The sequence below is a fragment of the Solilutibacter silvestris genome (assembly GCF_050574925.1).
Lineage (GTDB): Bacteria > Pseudomonadota > Gammaproteobacteria > Xanthomonadales > Xanthomonadaceae > Solilutibacter > Solilutibacter silvestris_A.
This window is the reverse complement of the sequence record NZ_JBCMOO010000004.1, coordinates 66014-87781: the sequence shown is the minus strand read 5'-3', so window position 1 is coordinate 87781 and position 21768 is coordinate 66014. Positions and strand designations below refer to the sequence as shown.

Genomic DNA, 21768 nt, shown 5'->3' with positions numbered 1-21768 from the left:
CATCATGCGGCGCGGTGTTCGAGGAAATCCTGGGCGAAGCGCTGCAGTACCCCACCCGCTTCGTAGATCGACACTTCCTCGTCGGAATCGAGGCGGCACAGCATCGGCACGTCCACGCGCTCGCCGTTCCTGCGATGGATCACCAGCGTCAACGTCGCGCGCGGCGTGCGTTCGCCGACCACGTCGTAGGTTTCGGTGCCATCGATCGCCAGCGTCTTGCGGTTGGTGCCGGGCAGGAATTCCAGCGGCAGCACGCCCATGCCGATCAGGTTGGTGCGATGGATGCGTTCGAAGCCTTCGGCGGCGATCACTTCCACGCCGGCAAGGCGCACGCCCTTGGCCGCCCAGTCGCGCGAACTGCCCTGGCCGTAATCGGCACCGGCGATGATGATCAGCGGTTGGCCGCGATCCATGTAGGTTTCGATCGCTTCCCACATCCGCATCACCTTGCCGTCGGGTTCGACACGCGCCAGCGATCCCTGTTTCACCGCGCCGTCGACCACCGCCATCTCGTTGATCGTTTTCGGATTGGCGAAGGTCGCGCGTTGCGCGGTGAGGTGATCGCCGCGATGCGTCGCATAGGAATTGAAGTCTTCTTCCGGCAAACCCATCTTGGCGAGATATTCGCCGGCGGCGCTGTTGAGAAGAATCGCATTCGAAGGCGACAGGTGGTCGGTGGTGATGTTGTCGCCGAGCACCGCCAGCGGACGCATTCCGCTCAGCGTGCGGGTCCCGGCCAAGGCGCCTTCCCAGTACGGCGGACGGCGGATGTAGGTGGACTGCGGGCGCCACTCGTACAGCGGCGCAACCTGCACGCCGTCATCGCCATGGCGACGGAACATCGGTTCGTAGACGGCATTGAACTGTTCCGGCTTCACCGCCGACTTCACGATCGCGTCGATCTCGGCGTCGTCCGGCCAGATGTCCTTGAGATAGACCGGCGTCCCGTCGGCGCGGTGGCCGAGCGCATCCTTCTCGATGTCGAAACGTACGGTGCCGGCGATCGCGTAGGCAACGACCAGTGGCGGCGACGCGAGAAAGGCCTGCTTGGCATAGGGATGGATGCGGCCATCGAAGTTGCGGTTGCCCGACAACACTGCCACCGCATACAAATCGCGATCGATCACTTCCTGCTGGATCTTCGGGTCGAGCGCGCCGCTCATGCCGTTGCAGGTGGTGCAGGCGAAGGCGACGATGCCGAAACCGAGTTTTTCCAGTTCCGACTTCAATCCGGCCTCTTCCAGGTACAGCGCCACCGCCTTCGATCCCGGTGCCAGCGACGATTTCACCCACGGCTTGCGGATGAGTCCAGCGCGATTGGCATTGCGCGCGATCAGGCCCGCGGCGATCACGTTGCGTGGATTCGAGGTGTTGGTGCAGCTGGTGATGGCGGCGATGATGACCGCGCCATCCGGCATCAAGCCTTGTGCTTCCTCGCCACGACCGGCTTGCAGTTTTGCTTCGTCGGCGATGCCGCGCGACTGCAGTTCGTTCACCGGCAGGTGCGCATGCGGATTCGACGGTCCGGCCAGCGAGCGTACCACGCTCGAGAGATCGAACGTCAGCGTGCGTTCGTATTGCACGTTCGCCAACGTGTCGGCCCACAGGCCGGCGGTCCTGGCATAGGTCTCGACCAGGGCGACCTGCTTGTCGCCACGCCCGGTCAGGCGCAGGTAGTCCAGCGTGTTCTGGTCGATGAAGAACATCGCCGCGGTCGCGCCGTATTCCGGCGCCATGTTGGAGATCGTCGCGCGATCGCCGAGCGTGAGCGCGGCGGCGCCTTCGCCACGGAATTCGAGGAAGGCGCCGACCACCTTCTGCTTGCGCAGGAATTCGGTGAGCGCGAGCACGACGTCCGTCGCGGTAATGCCCGGCTGTGGCTTGCCGGTCAGTTCGACGCCGATGATGTCGGGCAGGCGCATCCACGACGCGCGGCCGAGCATCACGTTCTCGGCTTCCAGCCCACCGACGCCGACCGCGATCACGCCCAGCGCATCGACATGCGGCGTATGCGAATCGGTGCCGACGCAGGTATCGGGATAGGCGACGCCATCGCTGACGCCCACCACCGGCGACATCCGCTCCAGATTGATCTGATGCATGATCCCGTTGCCCGGCGGGATCACGTCGACGTTGCGGAACGCGTGCTTGGTCCAGTCGATGAAGTGGAAGCGATCGTCGTTGCGACGATTCTCCACCGCGCGATTCTTGGCGAACGCGTTGGGGTCGTTGCCGTCGAATTCGACCGCCAGCGAGTGGTCGACGATCAGCTGCACCGGCACCACCGGGTTCACCTGCGCCGGATCGCCGCCCTGGTCGGCGATGGCGTCGCGCAGTCCGGCGAGGTCGACCAGGGCGGTCTGGCCGAGGATGTCGTGGCAGACCACGCGCGCCGGGAACCACGGGAAATCGAGGTCGCGGCGGCGACCGACCAGCTGGCCGAGATAGTCGGCGATCCTCGCCGGTTCGGCGCGGCGGACGATGTTTTCGGCGAACACCCGCGAGGTATAGGGCAATCCGGCCCAGGCGCCGGGCTGGATCGCCTCGACCGCCGCGGAGGCGTCGAAATAGGCCAGATCGGTGCCCGGCAACGGTTTCTTGTGGCTGCTGTTCATGGCGCAAATGGTACTCCAGCGCCCCTCCCGGCTTCGAGCCGAAACGCCAGATTGTCAAGGACGCTTGACAACCCGGATTTGCCGGGCTTAGTGTGTTGTCAAGGTCACTTGACACACCGCCATGAACGACAAGCCCCGCTCCACCCGCAGCCCCGGCCTCGTGTTCCTGATCGTCGGGATCGTTTTCCTTGCCGCCGGCCTTGCGACCCGCAACACCGGCCTGTGGGCGCCCGGACCGGCCTTCATCGCCCTCGGCGTCGCCCTGATGGCCAGCGCGCGGAGGAAGCCGCAGTGACCAGCATGAGCTTCCAGAATCGTCTGCGCCTGGCCTGCGCCGGCATCGTGGTGTCGTTCGGCTTGGCGCTGTATGGCAACCATGCCGGCTGGCCGGATAGCCGCGTCGGCTTCCTCACCGGAATGGGCGCGGGCCTGGTCGCGCTCGTCGCCTTCCTCTACCTCGCACCGCGCTGGTGGCGCGACCACTGCGAGGAGGAATATTCCAGTCGCGCCAGCCGCGATTACCGCCGCCGCCTGTGGCCGGCGATGCTGCTGTACGTCGCGATCGTGTTCGCATCGACCTGGCTGCTGAAGCATTACCAGATGGCGATGCCGCTGCGCGCGGTGATCGCCATCGCCCCGGCGCTGCCGATTTCCTTCGTCATGTTCGCCTTCCTGCGCTACCTGCGCACGGTCGACGAGATGCAGCGCCGCATCGAGATGGAAGCCGTCGGCGTCGCCGCGCTGGTCGTCTCGCAGGTCTATCTCGCCGGCGGTTTCCTCCAGCTCGGCAAGATCATCGACGTTCCATCCGGCGTCGCCATGATCTGGGTCTTCCCGTTGATGTGCTTCACCTACGCCATCGGCAAGTTCCTCGCGACCCGGCGCTACCGCTGATGGACAACCGCCTGCGCGAATTGCGCGAACAGATGGGCTGGTCGCAGGCCGCGCTGGCCGAGCGCCTCGAGGTTTCGCGCCAGACCATCAACGCGCTGGAAACCGGCAAATACGATCCGTCGTTGCCGCTGGCGTTCCGCATCGCGAAGTTGTTCGACGAACCCATCGAATCCGTTTTCATCTACCAGGAACCTTGAGGAGGGGGCACATGTCCAGAAAGATCCGCATCATTCTTGCGGTGCTGGCAGCCGTTGCACTGTTCGGCTACCAGTCATGGCGCAAGCACCAACCGGCTGCGCAAGCGGCCAATTCCAACGCATCCGCGCAACCCGCGCATGTCGAACCCGCGCAGTTGCGCAAGCTTGGGCAGTTGAGTTTCAAGCCCTGCACCTTGCCGGGCGCGGCGGGACGCGAAGGCCTGCCCGCGCAGTGCACGACGCTGTCGGTGCCGGAAAACCGTTCCGAACCGAACGGCCGCAAGATCGACCTGCGCATCGCCTGGGTCCCGGCTGACGAAGATGCCGAGCAGCATGACGATCCGGTGTTCCTGATCGCCGGCGGTCCCGGGCAATCCGCGGTCGACAGTTACGCCATGCTCGCGCCGGTGTTCCAGGGCGTGCTCAACCAGCGCGACGTGATCCTGGTCGACCAGCGCGGCACCGGCGGTTCCAACAAACTCGCCTGCGATGTCGGCGACGAAAGCGCATCGGCGCCGGACGCCGCCGCCATGCTGCACCTCACCACCAGCTGCATCGACACGCTGTCGAAGCGCGCCGACCTGCGCCAGTACGGCACCACCGAGGCGGTCGCCGATCTCGACGCCGTGCGCACCGCCATCGGCGCGAAGCAGATCAACCTCTACGGCGTGAGCTACGGCACCCGCGTGGCGCAGCAATACGCGATGCGCCATCCGCAACAAACCCGCAGCATCGTGCTCGATTCCGTCGTGCCCAACACCTTGCACCTGTCCAACATCTGGGCGCGCAACCTCGACGACGCGCTGGCGCTGCAATTCGGCGTCTGCACCAAGGACGCGCAGTGCAAGGCGAAGTTCGGCGATCCGCGCGCCGAGCTCGGCAACCTGCTGGCGACGCTGCGCAACGCACCGCCGCAGGTCAGCTATCGCGATCCCCTGTCCGGCGAGCAGAAGACCGAAGCGCTGACCGCCGATGAAGTGGCCGGCCTCGTGCGCATGTTCGCCTACATGCCGGCGATCGCCTCGATCCTGCCGCTGCAGATCCATGAAGCCGCGCAAGGCCGCTACGCCGGGCTCAAGGCGCTGACGTCGATGCTGCGCACGCAGATGAAGGACCAGATGGCGATGGGCATGCAGCTGTCGGTGGTGTGCAGCGAGGATGCCGACCAGGCGCCCGCGACCGTGCAGGACGACAGCGGCACGGTGCTCGGCAACGACATGGCCCGCTTCATGACGCAGGCCTGCACGCAGTGGCCGAAAGGCAAGGTGCCAGCCGATTTCCACAACGCATTGACGACGCCGGTGCCGGCGCTGGTGCTGGAAGGCCAGTTCGATCCGGTGACGCCGCCGCGCTATGGCGAGGAAGTGGCGAAGTCGCTGCCCAACGGCCGCCTGCTGGTGCTCAATGGCCAGGGCCACAACGTGATCGCCTCCGGCTGCATGCCGCGCCTGTTTGCGAAGTTCATCGAAACCGCCGACGCCAAGTCGCTCGATGCCAAGTGCCTCGATGCGCTCAGCCCGACGCCTTCCTTCATCGACTACAACGGATGGACGCCATGATCGTCGCCGAACATCTCCGCAAGACTTTTCCCGGCAAGGGCAAGAACGACGCCCCGGTGGTCGCCGTCGACGACGTCAGCTTCACCGCGCGCGATGGCCAGATCACCGGCCTGCTCGGCCCCAACGGCGCCGGCAAGACCACCACCATGCGCATGCTCTACACGCTGATGACGCCGGAAAGCGGCAGCGTCACCGTCGACGGCATCGATAGCCGCATCGATGCGAACGCCGTTCGTCGCGCGCTCGGCGTGCTGCCGGATGCGCGCGGCGTCTACAAGCGCCTGACCGCGCGCGAGAACATCCGTTACTTCGGCGAACTGCACGGACTCTCGCCGCAGCAATCGGACCAGCGCATCGCATCGCTGGCGTCGGCGCTGCAGATGGAGGATTTCCTCGATCGCCGCACCGAAGGTTTCTCGCAGGGCCAACGCACCAAGACCGCGATCGCGCGTGCACTGATCCATTCTCCACGCAACGTCATCCTCGATGAACCGACCAACGGCCTCGACGTGATGACCACCCGCGGCCTGCGCAGCTTCCTCAAGCACCTGCGCGACGAAGGCCATTGCGTGGTGTTCTCCAGCCACATCATGCAGGAGGTCGCCGCGCTCTGCGATCGCATCGTCATCATCGCCCACGGCCGCGTCATGGCCGAAGGCAGTCCCGACGAGCTGCGCGAACAAGCCCATGAATCCAACCTCGAAGACGCTTTCGTCCGCCTGATCGGCAGCGAAGAAGGACTGCACGCATGAATGCCCTGAAAGCTATCGTCGGCAAGGAACTGCTCGACTTCTCCCGTGATCGCAAGACCATGCTGCTGACGTTGCTGATGACGCCGGTGCTGATGTTGCTGCTGATCTTCGGACTTGGCACCTTCATGCAGCACAAGATGAAGGAGCTCAACGACAAGCCGCTGGAAATCGCCATCGTCGGCGGGCAGCACGCGCCCAACCTGGTCAAGTGGCTGGCCGGGCACGGCGTCACCGCGAAGAACGTCGCCGATCCCGATGCCGCCATCCGCAGCCAGAGCGAGGACGTCTACATCCGCATCGGCGACAAGTTCGAGGAACAGTGGCGCAAGGGCGAACCCGCGCTGGTCGAAGTGGTCAACGATTCCACCCGCCAGGACGCGCGCATTCCCACCGAACGCGTGACGACGCTGCTCAACATCTACACCCAGCAGATGGGTGCGCTGCGCCTGCTCGCCCGCGGCATGAATCCGCAGGTCGCGGCGCCGGTCATGGTGGCGAACAAGGACCTGTCGACGCCGGAAGCGCGCCGTGGCCGGGTGATGTCGTTCCTGCCCTACCTGCTGATCCTCGGCGGATTCCTCGGCGGCGCGGCATTGGTGATCGACATGACCGCCGGCGAACGCGAACGCCAGTCGCTGGAACCGCTGCTCACCAATCCGGTCGCGCGCAGCACCATGGTCAGCGGCAAGGTGATCGCCGCCGTGATGATCGGCATCGTCTCCGTCACCCTCACCTGCCTGTCGTTCAAGCTTGGCGCGCAACTCACGCCCGGCATCGGCAAGGCGATGGACATCAGCACGCCCGCGGTATTGAAGATGCTGCTGATCCTGTTGCCGCTGGTGGCGCTCGGCTGCAGCCTGCTGACGCTGATCGCCTCGGGCGCGAAGTCGGTGAAGGAAGCGCAGAGCTTCATGTCGATCCTGATGCTGCTGCCGATGATCCCGACCATCTTCCTGATGGTGAATCCGGTGAAGAACGCGCTGTGGCAATTCGCGGTCCCGTTCCTCGCGCAGAACCAGATCATCCTCAAGGTGCTGCGCAGCGAAGCCATCCAGCCGCTGGAATGGCTGGTGTATTTCGCTTCCGCGATCGGCGTAACCGCCTTGCTGTGGTGGATGGCGGTGCGCCGCTACGGCCAGGAGAAACTCGCGGTCGCCTCCTGACCGGCGCGGATGACAGGCAACAAAAAAGCCCGGCGCAAGCCGGGCTTTTTCTTGTGCGTCGAAACGATCATTCGCTCGGCTTGAACTGCATCGTGCGGCGCGTGGTCACCGGCGAACCGACCGGTTCGAAGCGCCACTTGCGGACCGCGTTCAGCGCTTCGCGATCGAACACACGCGGCGGATTGGCGTCGACCACGCGCGCCGCGCCGACCGAGCCATCCTGCGACACGGTGAACTCCACGGTCACGCTGCCGCTCTGGCCGCTGCGCAATGCTTCGACCGGGAAACGCGGGCTCGGCGTGCTGATCGCGCGCAATTCGCTGCTTGCGCTGCGCGCCGGCGCGGCGGCCGCACGCTGCTGTTGCTGTTCGGCGGCGCGATCGGCGGCGGCCTTGCGGTCTGCTTCCGCCTTGCGATCGGCTTCGGCCTTGCGGTCCGCTTCCGCCTTGCGATCGGCATCCGCCTTCGCGGCGGCGTCCTGCTGCTGCTTCTGGGCCGTCTGCGTGGCCTTGTCCTGCGCCTGCTTGGCCGCCAGTTCCTTCGCCGCCTGTTCCTGCAACTTCTTCTGGTCTTCCAGGCGCTTCTTCTCGAGCTCGGCCTGCTTGGCCTGTTCCTGCGGCGTCAGCACCGGCGTGGTGCCGGAAGCCGCAGCCGCGGCGGCGGCCTTCTCGCCATCGGCGATCGCGTTCTTCAGGCGCGGCAGTGCCGGCGCCGCGGAATCGGCCTTCTCCAGCAGTGCATAGAGACGGTCGGCTTCGCTGAAGTCCTTGCGGGCGATGGCCTGCTCGGTGGCGATGGTCGCGTAGGGCTGGAGATCGGTCAGCGCGCTGGCGACCGAAGGATCGCTCGCCGACTTGTCGCGCAGCGCGAGGTAATACTCCATGGCGTTGTTGCCGGCCGGCGCGTACAGGCGCTGTTCGCTCAGGGCCTTTGCAGCGGCATCACGCAGCTGGTCGGCGCCCATCGCGGCAACCGCCGACGACACCGCCTGCGCGGGTGCTGCGGCCGGCGTCGCAGCCGGGGTACCGGCAGCGGGCGCTGCGTTTTCGTCCTTCTTGCAGGCGGTCATGCCCAGCGCAAGCACGATGGCGACGCCACCGGCAAGCAGCGAGCGGGACAGGAGAGTGGGCGCGGGCCTTGCGGCGGCGGTCGATTGCATGTGGATTTCCCCGGGGAGGCGTAACCGGACGAATACAAGCCACGGGCAGGCACCTTGTCAACACCCCGATGTCCGGATATGTCGGGCGCGTCACAGCGCAGGCGCTATTTGCCGATGCAGAAGCTCGTGAAGATGTGCCCGAGCAGGTCATCGGCCAGCACACGACCGGTGATTTCACCAAGGGCATCGTGGCCCAGGCGGAGATCCTCGGCAGCCAGTTCCAGCTGGCCATGCTCGAAAGCTGAACCAGCCGCGGACAGATGTTCGCGCGCACGCTGCAAGGCTTCGACGTGGCGCGCGCGCGCGCTGAATGCGCCCTCGCCCGCCTGATGCCCGGCCATGCCCGCGAGCCGTTCGCGCAGGCTGGCGAGTCCTTCCCCGGTTCTCGCGGAAACGACGATGGCGTCGTCGCCGACCATCATCGGCGCGTACAGGTCGCCCTTGTTGTGGATCCACAGCACCTGCGGAACACCAGCCAGCAACGGCCGCAACTGTTCGCGCTGGTCGTCGGCATCGCGCCCATCCAGCACCGCGATCGCAAGATCGGCGCGCTCGAGCTCGGCGCGTGCGCGGCGCATGCCTTCGCGTTCGATCGCATCGCCGTCGTCGCGTTGCCCCGCGGTATCCACCAATGTCAGTTCGACGCCATCGACGCGAATGGTTTCGTGCAAGAGGTCGCGCGTCGTGCCGGGCACATCGGTGACGATGGCGCGATCGCTGCCGGCCAATGCATTGAGCAAGGAACTCTTGCCGGCGTTGGGCAGGCCGACCAGCACCGCATGCAGGCCATCGCGCAGGCGACGCCCCTGCTCCGCCGCGGTCAACAACGCGTCGAGTTCACGCGATGCCGCGGCGATGCCGCCCTGCAAGGCGTCACCGCCGAGCGTCTCGATCGGCTCGTCGGCGAAATCGATCGCCGCTTCCATGTGCACGCGCAGATGCAGCAGCCGCGCCGCCAAGGCATCGACGCGTATGGAGAACGCGCCATCCAGCGAACGTCGCGCCGCCCGGGCAGCCTGCACGTCGCGCGCGGCGATCAGGTCGGCGATCGCTTCGGCCTGCGCGAGGTCGAGCTTGCCGTTGTGGAACGCCCGCTCGCTGAATTCGCCGGGACGCGCACGTCGTGCCCCCAGCTGCACCGCCGCCTGCAGCACCTGTTCCAGCAGCACCGGGCTGCCGTGCAGCTGCAGTTCCACCACGTCTTCGCCGGTGAAACTCGCCGGCGTGACGAAGCGCAGCGCGATGCCATCGTCGATGAGATCGTCGTCATCGACGGCGCGCACCTGCACGCGGATCGCCTGTCGCGGAACCAGTGGTTTCCCGCACAGGCGCGCGGCGATGTCGTGCGCGCGCGAACCCGACAGACGCACGATGCCAACGCCACCCTGTCCGGGGGCGCTGGCGATCGCGACGATCGTTGTCGTGCTGGCGGACGTGCTCATGCGCACATCATGCCGCCATGCCGATTACTTTTTCTTGGCTTCGTGCGTGCCGGGCGACGGCTTGTCGGCGTACTTGCGCAGCATGTAGGTCTGCTGGATCAGGCCCAGCGCACCGTTCGCCACCTGGTACAGCACGAGGCCAGCCGGCAGGAAGGCGAGGATGACGCCGAAGATCACCGGCATCGCCTTCATCATCTTCTGCTGCGTCGGGTCCATGCCCGGCGCCGGCGGCGTCAGGTGCTGGGTGAAGAACATGATCGCGGCGTTGAGGATCGGCAGCACGAAATAGGGATCGCGCGCGGTGAGGTCGTGGATCCAGCCCATCCACGGCGCATGGCGCAGTTCCACCGATTCCGACAGCACCCAGTACAGCGTCATGAAGATGATGGTCTGCGGGATGATGGGCAGGCAGCCGCCGATCGGATTGATCTTCTCGGTCTTGTACAGCTCCATCATCGCCATCTGGAGCTTCTGCTTGTCGTCGCCGTAGCGTTCCTGCAGCGCCTTCATCCGCGGCTGCACGCGACGCATCTGCGCGGTCGACTTGTACTGCGCGTTCGACAGCGGGAACAGCGCGAGTTTCAGCAGGAACACCAGCCCGATGATCGACCAGCCCCAGTTGCCGAACAGCGCGTGGATCTTCGAGAGCAGCCAGAACAGCCCCGTCCCGAGATAGGCAAGCCAGTCCCAGCGGCTGTAGTCGATGACGCGATCGAGGCCGGGCACGCCGAGCGCTTCCAGCGCCTTGACGTCCTTCGGTCCCACCCACAGGCGGGCATTGGTCGTCACCGTTTGGCCGGCCTGCACGGTGAACCCCGGACCCATCGCCGCGATGCTGTCGGCCGGGCCGTTCTGGCTCAGCGAGAACTTCGCCTGCTGGTCGGCTTCGGGAATCCACACGCTCAGGAAGTGGTGCTGCGGCATCGCCAGCCAGCCGCCCTGGATGGTCTGGTCGACGCTGCCGCCATCCATGTAGTCCTTGAACGGGCGGCGTTCGTAATGCTTGCCATCCGACCAGGTCGCACCGACGAAGCTGTAGGACTCCGGATGCATCATCCCGGTCTGCAAGGTCGGCGGCACGCGCACCAGCTGGCGGTAGATGTAGCCCTGCCACGGCGTGCCGCCACCGTTGGTCACACTGTCGCGCACGTCCACCGCGTAGCTGCCGCGGGTGAAGCGCACGTTCCGATGGATCGCAACGCCATTGGCGCCGGTCCAGGTGAACGGCACGTCCAGCGTCTTGGCGCCGGCGGCCAGCTTGAATTGCGTGGCGCCACCATCGACAACGAAACCGGTGTGGTTCGGCGCCTGCGAACCGCCCTGCCCGTTCCAGCCGCTCTGCGCCATGTAGTAGTCGGCGTTGTCGGCCGAGAACAGGCGCACCGGATCATTGCCGCCCAGGGTCTTGGGGTACTGCAACAGATCGACCTGGCGGAAGCTGCCGCCATCGAGCTGCACGCGCAGCACGTCGGTCTCGACCTGCACGGACGCAGGCGCGGCGCTGGCCTGCGCATTCGCCGGAGTGGCCGCGTTTGCCGCGGTCGGTGCAGCCGTCGTCGCGGCATTTGCGGGCGCTGCTGCCGGCAGTGCACCCGGCACCACTTGCGGAACGACCTGCGCGGCCGGCGTCACCGGTGGCGGCGCCAGCTTGGCGGCTTGCTCCTTGCCCCACTCCATCCACAACAGGACGGCCACCATCAGCCAGGCGAACAAAAGGAAGAGGCGGGTCTGCTGGTTCATGCGATCAGTCGGAATGGGACGCCGGCGATGCGGCGTCGGGAACAGAAGGGGTGGATGAAGCGTCGCGCGGCATTGTGCCGATGGCAGGGTGTCCCGGCAATCTGGCGGCGCGCGCCAGCAATTCAAGCAAGGCCGCGCGCAGCGCCGGATTGTCCGCCTGCGCCGCGGGCGGCTTGGCGACCGCGACATAGGTGCCGGCGGGGAGATGCATGCGCTGGTGGCGGAAGGTTTCGCGCCAGACGCGCTTGATGCGGTTGCGGCCAACCGCATTGCCGTCGACCTTGCGCGAAACCGCGATGCCCAGTCGTGCGCCGGTTTCCGCCGCGACTTCGCGCTTCACCGCGAGCTGCAGCAACGGTCCGTGCAGGCGTTTCGCGCCATCGAACGCGCACGAATAATCGGCCCGCGTTCGCACGCGAGCCGATTTGGAAAATTTCCGGGTATCCGCAAGGGACGGCATCAGTCCGTCCCGGTCAAAGCGCCGATCAGGCGCAGAGACGCTTGCGACCCTTGGCGCGGCGGCGAGCCAGCACCTTGCGGCCATCGGCCGTCTTCATGCGGGCACGGAAACCGTGATCGCGCTTGCGCTTGAGGTTGCTGGGTTGGTAGGTGCGCTTGGTGGCCATGGTGTCGGCGCCATCGATATAAACGTGGAACCGGAAATTCTAGCGGGGGTCCCGGGCGCCTGTCAAATGCGGGCGGACGTGCCGATGGCGGCCCCCGCCCCCCGATGATAGTCTGGACGTTCCCTCCTCCAGTCCGGATTCCCGCACGTCGGGCCGAACGCACGTCCACGAGCCCGATGAGCCTGTTGCCTCCGACCGCCACCCTGGAAGCCTGGCCCCGCTGCCTGGCCCAGCTCGAGCACGAATTCCCGAGCGAGGACATCCATACCTGGTTGCGTCCGCTGCAGGCCGATGCCCGCGAACGCGCGCTGGTGCTGTACGCGCCCAACCAGTTCGTGGTCGATACGGTGCGCGATCGCTTCCTGCCACGCATCCGCGAACTGCTCGACCACTACGCCGGCAGCCGCGACGTCGCGGTCGAAGTCGGCGCGCTCAAGCGCGCCGCGGCGCCTTCGGCGACACCGTCTTCGGCCACGCCCGCGCGTGTCGCCGAGCCAGCATTCCACGGCAATCTCGACAACCAGTACATTTTCGAGAATTTCGTCGAAGGACGCAGCAACCAGCTGGCGCGCGCCGCGGCCTGGCAGGCCTCGCAATCGCCGGGCGATCGTGCCCACAACCCGTTGCTGCTGTACGGCGGCACGGGGCTCGGCAAGACCCACCTGATGTTCGCCGCCGGCAACGAATTGCTGGCGAAAAATCCGGCCGCCAAGGTCCTGTACCTGCGTTCCAAGGACTTCATGGATGGCTTCACCAAGGCGTTGTACGACCCCGCCGCCACCGGCGGCATGGACGCGTTCCGCAAGCAGTTCCAGGGCCTCGACGCGCTGCTGATCGACGACATCCAGTTCTTCGCCGGCAAGGACCGCACCCAGGAAGAGTTCTTCCACACCTTCAACGCGCTGTTCGACGGCCGCCAGCAGATCATCATGACCTGCGACCGCTACCCGCGCGAAGTCGACGGGCTCGAACCGCGCTTGAAATCGCGACTGGGCTGGGGCCTGCCGGTGGCGATCGATCCACCCGATTACGAAACGCGCGCGCAGATCGTGCTGTCGAAGGCGCGCGAACGCGGCGTGCCGATTCCGGACGACGTCGCCAGCCTGCTCGCCAAGAAGATGCGCTCCTCGGTGCGCGACCTCGAAGGTGCGCTCAACACGCTGATCGCACGCGCCAATTTCACCGGCCGCCCGATCACCCTCGAATTCGCCCAGGAAACCCTGCGCGATGTCCTGCGCGACCATTCGGTCGGCATCAGCCAGATCCAGAAGGTCGTCACCGACTACTTCGGCCTGCAGGTCAAGGACCTGATCGGGCCGAAGCGGACGCGTTCGTTGGCGCGCCCGCGCCAGATCGCGATGGCCCTGGCCAAGGAGCTGACCGACCACAGCCTGCCGGAAATCGGCGACGCCTTTGGCGGGCGCGACCACACCACCGTGTTGCATGCCTGCCGCCAGATCCGGACATTGCTCGAGACCGATGGCAAACTCCACGAGGATTGGGAGAAACTGTTGCGCAAACTCAGTGAATGAGCCCCGGGGAATCCTGTGGACAACTTTTGGACAATTTGGCGCCCCCGAGTTGTCCACAACTTGCCCCAGAGGTTCCCGGTGACTTGTCCACGGCCTGTTTCGAACAAAATATTGTTTTAAATCAATACGTTGAACTGCTTTTCCACAGCCTGACGCGACACAACAACCACCATCGTTTTTGATTTATCCACTACTTAAAAGCAGTGGATGGATCCCGAACCCGGAACTGCATCCATGCGCTTGACCCTGCAACGCGAAGCCCTGCTGAAACCCCTGGCGCAAGTGGTGAACGTGGTTGAACGTCGCCAGACCCTGCCCGTGCTCGCCAACCTGCTGGTCCAGGTCAAGCAAGGCGGTCTGTCCCTGACCGGTACCGATCTCGAAGTCGAGATGGTGTCGCGCTCGGCACTGGACGAAGGCGCCGAGGATGGCGAGATCACCATTCCCGCCCGCAAGTGGTTCGACATCGTCCGCGCCCTGCCCGATGGCAGCAAGGTGACGATGACCCAGTCCGGCGACAAGATGACTGTGCAGGCTGGCCGCAGCCGCTTCAGTCTCGCCACCCTGCCGGCAAACGACTTCCCCTCGATCGACGAGGTCGATGCCACCGAACGCGTCGAGATCAGCGAATCCGCGCTCAAGGAACTGATCGACCGTACCGCCTTCGCGATGGCCCAGCAGGACGTCCGTTACTACCTCAACGGCCTGCTGTTCGATCTCCGCGACGGACTGCTGCGCTGCGTCGCCACCGACGGCCACCGCCTCGCCCTGTGCGAAGCCCAGCTCAATGGCGAGAGCCGTTCCAAGCGCCAGATCATCGTGCCCCGCAAGGGCGTGCACGAGCTGCAGCGTTTGCTGGAAGGCGGCGATCGCGTGCTGGAACTGGAACTTGGCCGCAACCACCTGCGGGTCAAGCGCGACGATGTCACCTTCACCAGCAAGCTGATCGACGGGAAGTTCCCGGATTACGAGGCGGTGATCCCGATCGGCGCCGACAAGCTGGTGACGATGGATCGCGAGGAATTGCGCGCCGCCCTGCAGCGCGTCGCCATCCTTTCGAACGAGAAGTACCGCGGCGTGCGCCTGGAAGTCACCCCGGGCCAGCTCCACATCAGCTCGCACAATCCGGAGCAGGAAGAAGCCCAGGAAGAAGTCGAGGCCGATACCCGCGTCGAAGGCGTGACCATCGGGTTCAACGTCACCTACCTGCTGGAAGCCCTGTCCTCCCTGCGCGACGAGAAGGTCGTGCTGGCCCTGCGCGATGCCAACTCCTCGGCGCTGGTGCGCGAAGCCAGCAACGAGCGTTGCCGTCACGTGGTGATGCCGCTGCGCCTGTGACAGGATCGGGTTCCACGTGGAACACCTGCAACGCCCGGCTTGTCCGGGCGTTGTTGATTGCGGGGTGTGCAGTATGAGGCTGGAACACCTCGACATCGCAGACGTTCGCAGCATCCGGGAGGTCCGCCTGGAACCGGGTCCGGGGCTGAATCTGCTGATCGGCAGCAATGGCGCCGGAAAGACCAGCGTGCTGGAAGCCCTGCATCTGTTGGCCTATGGCCGCAGTTTCCGTGGCCGGGTGCGCGATGGCCTGATCCGCACGGGAGCCCCCGCCTTGCAGCTCTTCGCCCGCTGGTCGGAACAGGAAGGAACCCGACGACACCAAGTGGGCCTTCGCCATGCCGGCAGCGAATGGCAGGGCCGGCTGGATGGTGCGGAAGTCGCCCAGCTCAGCGAGCTTTGCACGGCGCTTGCCGCCGTGACCTTCGAACCCGGGAGCCATGCCCTGCTCTCCGGAGGTGGCGAGCCGCGACGGCGCCTGCTGGATTGGGGCTTGTTCCACGTGGAACCTGAGTTCCTGCCGGTCTGGCGTCGCCATGCCCGCGCCCTCAAGCAGCGCAATGCCCTGCTCAAGGCTGGGGGCACCAACGCCGCGCTGGATGTGTGGGATTTCGAGTTGGCGCAGGCTGGGGAATCGCTGGATCGCCATCGTCGCAGTTACGTCGAGGCGCTGGAACCCAAGGTCGAGCAATGGGCGCATGAACTGATCCCCGAGCTGGGATCGGCGCAACACGGCTATCTCCCGGGCTGGCGGCGCGAAGAGCTGACCCTGGCGGATGCCCTGCTCGTCAATCGCGAGCGCGACCGCCAACTGGGCCACACCACGGCCGGGCCGCATCGTGCCGATCTGTTGCTGGGTTTTGCCGCCCGCCCCGCCCGTGAACCGCTGTCGCGTGGCCAGAGCAAGCTGGCGGCCCTCGCCCTGCTCCTGGCCCAGGCCGAGGACTTCCGTGCCCGCCGCGGCGAATGGCCACTGATCCTGCTGGATGACCTCGCCTCCGAGCTCGATCGTGGACACCGCCATGCCCTGCTGACGGCCCTGGTCGCCAGTGGCGCCCAGGTCTTCATCACTGGCACCGAGCTGGAGGCATTGGAGCTGGATCCGGCTTGGCCGGCAGCCATGTTCCACGTGGAACATGGAGCGATTCGACCGGCCTGAAAAACGTGTTTCCCGACACCTGAATCGGACCCGCGAAACGGGCGCAAACCAAGGCAAAACAAGCCCTTCCGCTCGATCCCGGACCCCTTGGATGGTATGATCAGGGCATCGAATGATCGGCGCTGGCGGCTCACCCACGAGCGGCCTCGCCCAGACATGGGACCTGCATGACGGATACCTCCGAGGGCGCCTCGAACGCCCCCCAGAACACCAATTACGACTCCTCCAAGATCACCGTCCTGCGCGGCCTGGAAGCGGTCCGCAAGCGTCCGGGCATGTACATCGGCGACGTCCACGACGGTACCGGCCTGCACCACATGGTGTTCGAAGTGGTCGACAACGGCGTCGACGAGGCGCTGGCCGGCCACGCCGACGACATCGTCGTCACCATCCATCACGATGGCTCGGTCTCGGTCTACGACAACGGTCGCGGCATCCCGGTCGATATTCACAAGGAAGAAGGCGTCTCGGCGGCGGAAGTCATCATGACCGTGCTGCACGCCGGCGGTAAGTTCGACGACAACAGCTACAAGGTTTCGGGCGGCCTGCACGGCGTCGGTGTCAGCGTGGTCAACGCGCTGTCCGACAAGCTGACGCTGGATATCTGGCGCGATGGCGGCCACTACCAGCAGGAATACCGCCTGGGTGAGCCAGTGGCTCCGCTGAAGCGGCTGGGCGACCAGGGCGACAAACGCGGCACCTTGCTGCGGTTCTGGCCTTCGGCCGACATCTTCACCGACGTCGAATTCCACTACGACATCCTGGCGCGCCGCCTGCGCGAACTCAGCTTCCTCAACTCGGGCGTCAAGATCATCCTGACCGACGAGCGCGGGGAAGGGGAGAGCACCACCTTCCAGTACGAGGGCGGCATCCGCTCCTTCGTCGAGCATCTGGCCCAACTCAAGACGCCGCTGCATCCGAACGTGATCTCGGTGACCGGCGAGCAGAGCGGCATCACCGTGGACGTCGCCCTGCAATGGACCGACGCCTACCAGGAAACGATGTTCTGCTTCACCAACAACATCCCGCAGAAGGACGGCGGCACCCACCTGCAGGGTTTCCGCGCGGCGCTGACGCGCACCCTGACCAATTACATCGAACAGAACGGCATCGCCAAGCAGGCCAAGGTATCGCTGTCCGGCGACGACATGCGCGAAGGCCTGATCGCCGTGCTGTCGGTCAAGGTGCCGGACCCCAGCTTCTCCAGCCAGACCAAGGAGAAGCTCGTCTCATCCGAGGTGAGACCGGTTGTTGAGAGCACGTTCGGTGCACGTTTGGAGGAGTTCCTGCAGGAACACCCCAACGAAGCCCGTTCGATCGCTGGCAAGATCGTCGATGCCGCCCGCGCCCGCGAGGCTGCGCGCAAGGCCCGCGACCTGACCCGCCGCAAGGGCGCGCTCGATATCGCCGGCTTGCCCGGCAAGCTCGCCGACTGCCAGGAAAAGGATCCGGCGCTGTCGGAACTCTTCATCGTCGAGGGTGACTCGGCCGGCGGCTCGGCCAAGCAGGGCCGCAACCGCAAGACGCAGGCGATCCTGCCGCTCAAGGGCAAGATCCTCAACGTCGAGCGCGCGCGTTTCGATCGCATGCTCGCCAGCGCCGAAGTCGGCACGCTGATCACTGCGCTTGGCACCGGCATCGGCAAGGACGAATACAACCCGGACAAGCTGCGCTACCACCGCATCATCCTGATGACCGACGCCGACGTCGACGGCTCGCACATCCGCACGTTGTTGCTGACGTTCTTCTATCGGCAGATGCCGGAGCTGATCGAACGCGGCCACGTCTACATCGGCCTGCCGCCGTTGTACAAGATCAAGCAGGGCAAGAACGAGTTGTACCTGAAGGACGATGCCGCGCTCGATGCCTATCTCGCCAACAACGCGGTTGAAGGCGCGCAGCTGGTTCCGGCAACGGGCGAGCCGGCGATCGAAGGCGCTGCGCTGGAAAAACTGCTGATGGCATTCGCCGATGCGCGCGCATCGATCACGCGCAACGCGCATCGCTACGATCCGGCGGTGCTGGAAGCGTTGGTCGATTTCGTGCCGCTGTCTTCCGAGGCCACTATTGCACCGGGCGATCTCGATGCGCTGGCCACCAAGCTCAACCAGAGCGGATTGGGCAAGCCGCGTTACACATTGAAGCTGCAGCCGGCGACGGAATCGCGTCCCGCAGCGCTGGTGATCACGCGCCTGCACATGGGCGAAGAATTGATCCAGATCCTGCCAGTCACGGTGTTCGAGCAAGGCGAATTGAGGCCGCTGCGCGATGCCGCCATGCAGCTGCACGGACTGGTACGCGATGGCGCGCAGATCGTCCGCGGCAATCGCGCGCAGGCGATCGCATCCTTCGCCGACGCCCAGGCGTGGTTGCTCGAGGAAGCGAAGAAGGGTCGCCAGATCCAGCGCTTCAAGGGCCTTGGCGAAATGAACCCGGAACAGTTGTGGGAGACCACGGTGAACCCGGATACCCGCCGCCTGTTGCAGGTGAAGGTCGAGGATGCGGTTGCCGCCGACCAGATTTTCACCACGCTGATGGGCGACGTGGTCGAGCCGCGCCGCGAATTCATCGAGGACAATGCGCTGAAGGTCGCGAATCTCGACGTCTGACGTCGTTGACATGGCCTTCAACCGCCGTCGCCTAAAAGCTGAACCACCCACTGCAGGGAAGCCCGCCATGCCCAAGCCGAACTTCCGTGTTGCCGCGCTCGCTGCTGCCTTCGGGCTGTTGAGCAGTTGCGCCACCACCACGACGTCGCCCACCGGGCGCCAGCAGATGGTGGGTGGTGTGTCCCAGCAGGAACTGGACCAGATGGGCGCGCAGGAGTTCGCCAAGCTCAAGGCGCAGAAACCGCAGACGCAGAACCCGCGCGAGCGCGCCTACGTCAATTGCGTGGTCGGTGATTTGGTGCAGCAGTTGCCGCCGCAGTGGCAGCGCTACAACTGGGAAACCGCGGTCTTCGTCGATCCCGAACCCAATGCGTTCGCGTTGCCCGGGGCGAAAGTCGGCGTGAATACCGGGATCTTCAAGGTCGCGCGCGACCAGGACGAACTCGCGACCGTGATCGCCCATGAAATCGGCCACGTCATCTCCAACCACCACAACGAGCGCATCACCCGCACGCAGACCGCGCAGGGCGGATTGATGGTGGCGCAGGTGCTGGCGGCGATGGCCGGAATCAATCCCGACACCGTCGGTCAGCTGGGCGGCACCGCGGCACAACTGGTGCTGTTGCGTTTCAGCCGCGAACAGGAAAGCGAGGCGGATGTCGTCGGTCAGCAACTGATGGCGCGCGCCGGTTTCGATCCGCGCAAGGCGGTCAATCTCTGGCAGAACATGATCTCCGCGGGATCCGCGCGTCCGCCGCAATGGCTATCCACCCACCCGGATCCGCAGGCGCGCCTCGGGGAATTGGGCAAGCGGGCAGGGGGGTTGATGCCGACCTATGAACAGGCCCGCGCTGCTGGCCGCAGGCCAAAATGCGGTTAAGCTAGGCACCCTCAAGATTGAACCGCCGCCGCACCGGGGAAACGAAAGTGGTTCGCTGCAACTCGCCGGGGCATCGCGCCTTGGCGGCAACCTTTCGTCATTCAGTCAGGAGTCGTTTCATGCGTTACGCAGCCAGTCTGTTGTCGTTGTCCATTGCCGCGGTTCTGGCCTGTTCCGCAGTCGCATTGCCTGCATCAGCCCAGGACAGTTCCTCGCGCGCCAGCCATGGCAAGGATGCGCAGGAAGCACCGCGCTATCCGAATGCGACGCGCAAGGAGCCCAAGCCGAAGATTTCGGACGAAGGCAAGAAGAAGCTCGATGAAATCAGCAAGGCGTACGCCGCGCAGGATTACGCCAAGACGCTGACCCTCGCCAACGCATATGCGCCGACTGCCAGCTCGCCGTACGAAAAGGCATTGGCTTACGAAATTGCCGGCAGCGCCGCGTTCTCGCAGAAGGACTACGTGACCGCGTCCAGCGATTTCCAGCAGGTGATCGCCGCGAACGGCCTCGACAACAACGGCCATTACGATTCGATGAGCAATCTGGTCGCCAGCCTCAGCAACGCCGGCAAGTATCCGGACGCGTTGAAGGCACTGGACCAGTTCATCGCCGAGACCAAGACCACCGATCCGCAGTACGCGAACATGCGCCTGTCGCTGCTGTCGCACACCGGCAATGCGGGTGATGCCGAGTCCGCGTTCAAGCAGCGCCTGGCCAAGGATCCCAACGACCACAACGCGTTCCAGAACCTGCTGGCGACCTACCAACAGCAGAACAAGAACGCCGAGATGCTGGCGTTGCTGCGCGATCGCTACAAGCAGGGGCTGTTGGCTTCCGCCGACGATCTCCACGCCTATTACGTGACCTTGCTGCAGAATCCCGGTCCCAACTGGAAGGAAGCGCAGGAAGTGCTCGACAGCAGCGTGGCCAAGGGCACGCTCCCGAAGAACGACCAGACGGCGACCGCCTACAGCGTGGTCGCGCAGACCGCGTTCGGCCAGGACCAGTGGAATATCGCACTGGCCAACTACGCCAAGGCCGCGAGCATGTCCACCACCGGCGATGCCGACTTGAACCGTGCACGCATCTTCTTTGGCCAGGGCAAGAAGGCCGAAGCCAAGGCTGCCGCGCTCGAAGCCCAGAAAAAGGGCGTGAAGGATCCCGCGGCATTGCAACGGTATCTGAAGTAACAAATTCTTAAGCACCTACAATCGATTTCCGCTTGCAGGACATATGGAATGCAGACCCGGAGTTGGTATAAGCTTCGGGGTCCCCGTCGCCCGATGGATGGCGGGGAAATGCAATATCCAGTCAGTGTCGTGCCCCCTCCCAGAGTTCTCGAATGACGGAAACCATCGCCCCCCACAACTATCGACACGACGACGATGCCGCCGTCGGCCTGAACTGGCCACGCATCGCCGGCATGTCGGCTGCGCTGGCGGTGCACGTTGCTGCCCTGTTGCTGCTGATGGCGCCGGTGTCGCCACCGCAGGGTGATGCCGACAAGACCGAGCGCGTGGCCGTGCAGCTGATCAAGCCGCCGCCGCCGCCGCCGCCGCCGCCGCCGAAGGAAATCGTCCCGCCGCCGCCGGCGCCGAACCTGCCGCCGCAGCCGCCGCGTCCGTCGCCGCCGGTTCCGCCGACGCCGCAGCCGCCCATCGTCAGCGATACCGCCAACGCGGTGTCCTACCAGGCGCCGCCGCCGGCACCTCCGGCACCTCCGGCTCCGCCGCCGCCGCCGGCACCCCCGGCACCGTCCGGCCCGAAGGTCAACAACAACGACTTGCGCGGCAACCTCTGCGGCCAGCCGTCGCAGACGCCGTTGCAGATCGCGATCAACAAGGCCTCGGCCAAGGGCTTCAGTGGCGGCACCGCCCGCATCTCGGTGACCTATACGGCCGAGGGTGGCGTGACCGCGACCAGCGTTTCGGGTTCCTCGGGCGACCGTGACCTCGACCGCGCCGCCGCCAGCTGGGCGCGTGGCGTCAAGATCTGCGCCGGCGCCGCCGGTACGGGTACCCTTCCCATCGTGCTCAACGTCGGCGAATAAGCCGCGAGCGCTCCATTCACCATTCCCCACTTTTCGTCGACAAAGGTAAG

19 protein-coding genes are annotated in these 21768 nt (G+C 65.5%); 13 read left to right on the top strand and 6 right to left on the bottom strand.

Annotation, left to right across the window (positions count from 1 at the left end; all coding sequences use genetic code 11):
* Positions 1-2: 2 nt before the first annotated feature.
* The gene (gene acnD, locus ABE093_RS09830) at positions 3-2615 is read right to left on the bottom strand and encodes a Fe/S-dependent 2-methylisocitrate dehydratase AcnD (protein ID WP_430760708.1); all 2613 of its coding nucleotides are present in this window, start codon (positions 2613-2615) and stop codon (positions 3-5) included.
* Positions 2616-2736: 121 nt separating this feature from the next.
* On the opposite strand from acnD, the gene ABE093_RS09825 reads away from it, so the two are divergent.
* From ABE093_RS09825 to ABE093_RS09800, 6 genes are read left to right on the top strand one after another with little or no spacing between them, the layout of a single operon-like run.
* The gene (locus tag ABE093_RS09825; RefSeq protein ID WP_430760707.1) at positions 2737-2910 is read left to right on the top strand and encodes a hypothetical protein; all 174 of its coding nucleotides are present in this window, start codon (positions 2737-2739) and stop codon (positions 2908-2910) included.
* Positions 2911-2915: 5 nt separating this feature from the next.
* Positions 2916-3509, top strand: a complete 594-nt coding sequence (locus tag ABE093_RS09820) for a hypothetical protein (protein ID WP_430760706.1) — start codon at positions 2916-2918, stop codon at positions 3507-3509.
* On the top strand, positions 3509-3706 hold the full coding sequence (locus ABE093_RS09815) for a helix-turn-helix transcriptional regulator (RefSeq protein ID WP_430760705.1): 198 nt from the start codon (positions 3509-3511) through the stop codon (positions 3704-3706). Before ABE093_RS09820 ends, ABE093_RS09815 begins: the two co-directional genes overlap by 1 nt.
* A gap of 11 nt (positions 3707-3717) precedes the next feature.
* Positions 3718-5265 (top strand): alpha/beta hydrolase, encoded by a 1548-nt coding sequence (locus ABE093_RS09810; RefSeq protein WP_430760704.1) that lies wholly within the window; start codon positions 3718-3720, stop codon positions 5263-5265.
* A complete protein-coding gene (locus tag ABE093_RS09805; protein WP_430760703.1) occupies positions 5262-6017 on the top strand; it encodes an ATP-binding cassette domain-containing protein in 756 nt (251 codons plus the stop codon). Before ABE093_RS09810 ends, ABE093_RS09805 begins: the two co-directional genes overlap by 4 nt.
* Positions 6014-7180: an ABC transporter permease gene (locus ABE093_RS09800; RefSeq protein WP_430760702.1), complete on the top strand. Its 1167-nt coding sequence runs from the start codon at positions 6014-6016 to the stop codon at positions 7178-7180. The genes ABE093_RS09805 and ABE093_RS09800 overlap by 4 nt, the downstream gene beginning before the upstream one ends.
* A 67-nt stretch (positions 7181-7247) precedes the next feature.
* Here ABE093_RS09800 and ABE093_RS09795 read toward each other — a convergent pair whose 3' ends face one another.
* From ABE093_RS09795 to rpmH, 5 genes are all read right to left on the bottom strand, one after another.
* Positions 7248-8339: a TonB family protein gene (locus ABE093_RS09795; RefSeq protein ID WP_430760701.1), complete on the bottom strand. Its 1092-nt coding sequence runs from the start codon at positions 8337-8339 to the stop codon at positions 7248-7250.
* 104 nt (positions 8340-8443) lie between these two features.
* Entirely contained in the window at positions 8444-9781 is a 1338-nt protein-coding gene (gene mnmE, locus ABE093_RS09790; protein ID WP_430760700.1) for a tRNA uridine-5-carboxymethylaminomethyl(34) synthesis GTPase MnmE, read from the bottom strand.
* Between the two features lie 24 nt (positions 9782-9805).
* Positions 9806-11521, bottom strand: coding sequence for a membrane protein insertase YidC (yidC, locus tag ABE093_RS09785; RefSeq protein ID WP_430760699.1), 1716 nt, complete (start codon positions 11519-11521; stop codon positions 9806-9808).
* 4 nt (positions 11522-11525) lie between these two features.
* Positions 11526-11981: a ribonuclease P protein component gene (gene rnpA / locus ABE093_RS09780; protein WP_430760698.1), complete on the bottom strand. Its 456-nt coding sequence runs from the start codon at positions 11979-11981 to the stop codon at positions 11526-11528.
* A gap of 25 nt (positions 11982-12006) precedes the next feature.
* Positions 12007-12147 carry a 50S ribosomal protein L34 gene (rpmH, locus tag ABE093_RS09775; RefSeq protein WP_024868391.1) on the bottom strand — a complete coding sequence of 47 codons (141 nt, stop codon included), beginning with the start codon at positions 12145-12147 and terminating at the stop codon, positions 12007-12009.
* A 203-nt stretch (positions 12148-12350) separates the two neighbouring features.
* On the opposite strand from rpmH, the gene dnaA reads away from it, so the two are divergent.
* The 7 genes from dnaA (at position 12351) to ABE093_RS09740 (ending at position 21718) form a co-directional block, all read left to right on the top strand.
* Positions 12351-13679 (top strand): chromosomal replication initiator protein DnaA, encoded by a 1329-nt coding sequence (gene dnaA, locus ABE093_RS09770; RefSeq protein WP_430760785.1) that lies wholly within the window; start codon positions 12351-12353, stop codon positions 13677-13679.
* A gap of 234 nt (positions 13680-13913) precedes the next feature.
* Positions 13914-15017 carry a DNA polymerase III subunit beta gene (gene dnaN, locus ABE093_RS09765; RefSeq protein WP_430760697.1) on the top strand — a complete coding sequence of 368 codons (1104 nt, stop codon included), beginning with the start codon at positions 13914-13916 and terminating at the stop codon, positions 15015-15017.
* Between the two features lie 73 nt (positions 15018-15090).
* Positions 15091-16176, top strand: a complete 1086-nt coding sequence (gene recF / locus ABE093_RS09760; protein WP_430760696.1) for a DNA replication/repair protein RecF — start codon at positions 15091-15093, stop codon at positions 16174-16176.
* A gap of 167 nt (positions 16177-16343) precedes the next feature.
* A complete protein-coding gene (gene gyrB, locus ABE093_RS09755; protein WP_430760695.1) occupies positions 16344-18785 on the top strand; it encodes a DNA topoisomerase (ATP-hydrolyzing) subunit B in 2442 nt (813 codons plus the stop codon).
* Between the two features lie 67 nt (positions 18786-18852).
* The gene (locus ABE093_RS09750) at positions 18853-19665 is read left to right on the top strand and encodes a M48 family metallopeptidase (RefSeq protein ID WP_430760694.1); all 813 of its coding nucleotides are present in this window, start codon (positions 18853-18855) and stop codon (positions 19663-19665) included.
* A 119-nt stretch (positions 19666-19784) separates the two neighbouring features.
* The gene (locus ABE093_RS09745) at positions 19785-20858 is read left to right on the top strand and encodes a hypothetical protein (RefSeq protein ID WP_430760693.1); all 1074 of its coding nucleotides are present in this window, start codon (positions 19785-19787) and stop codon (positions 20856-20858) included.
* Between the two features lie 152 nt (positions 20859-21010).
* Positions 21011-21718 (top strand): energy transducer TonB family protein, encoded by a 708-nt coding sequence (locus ABE093_RS09740; protein WP_430760692.1) that lies wholly within the window; start codon positions 21011-21013, stop codon positions 21716-21718.
* The last annotated feature ends 50 nt before the right edge of the window (positions 21719-21768 follow it).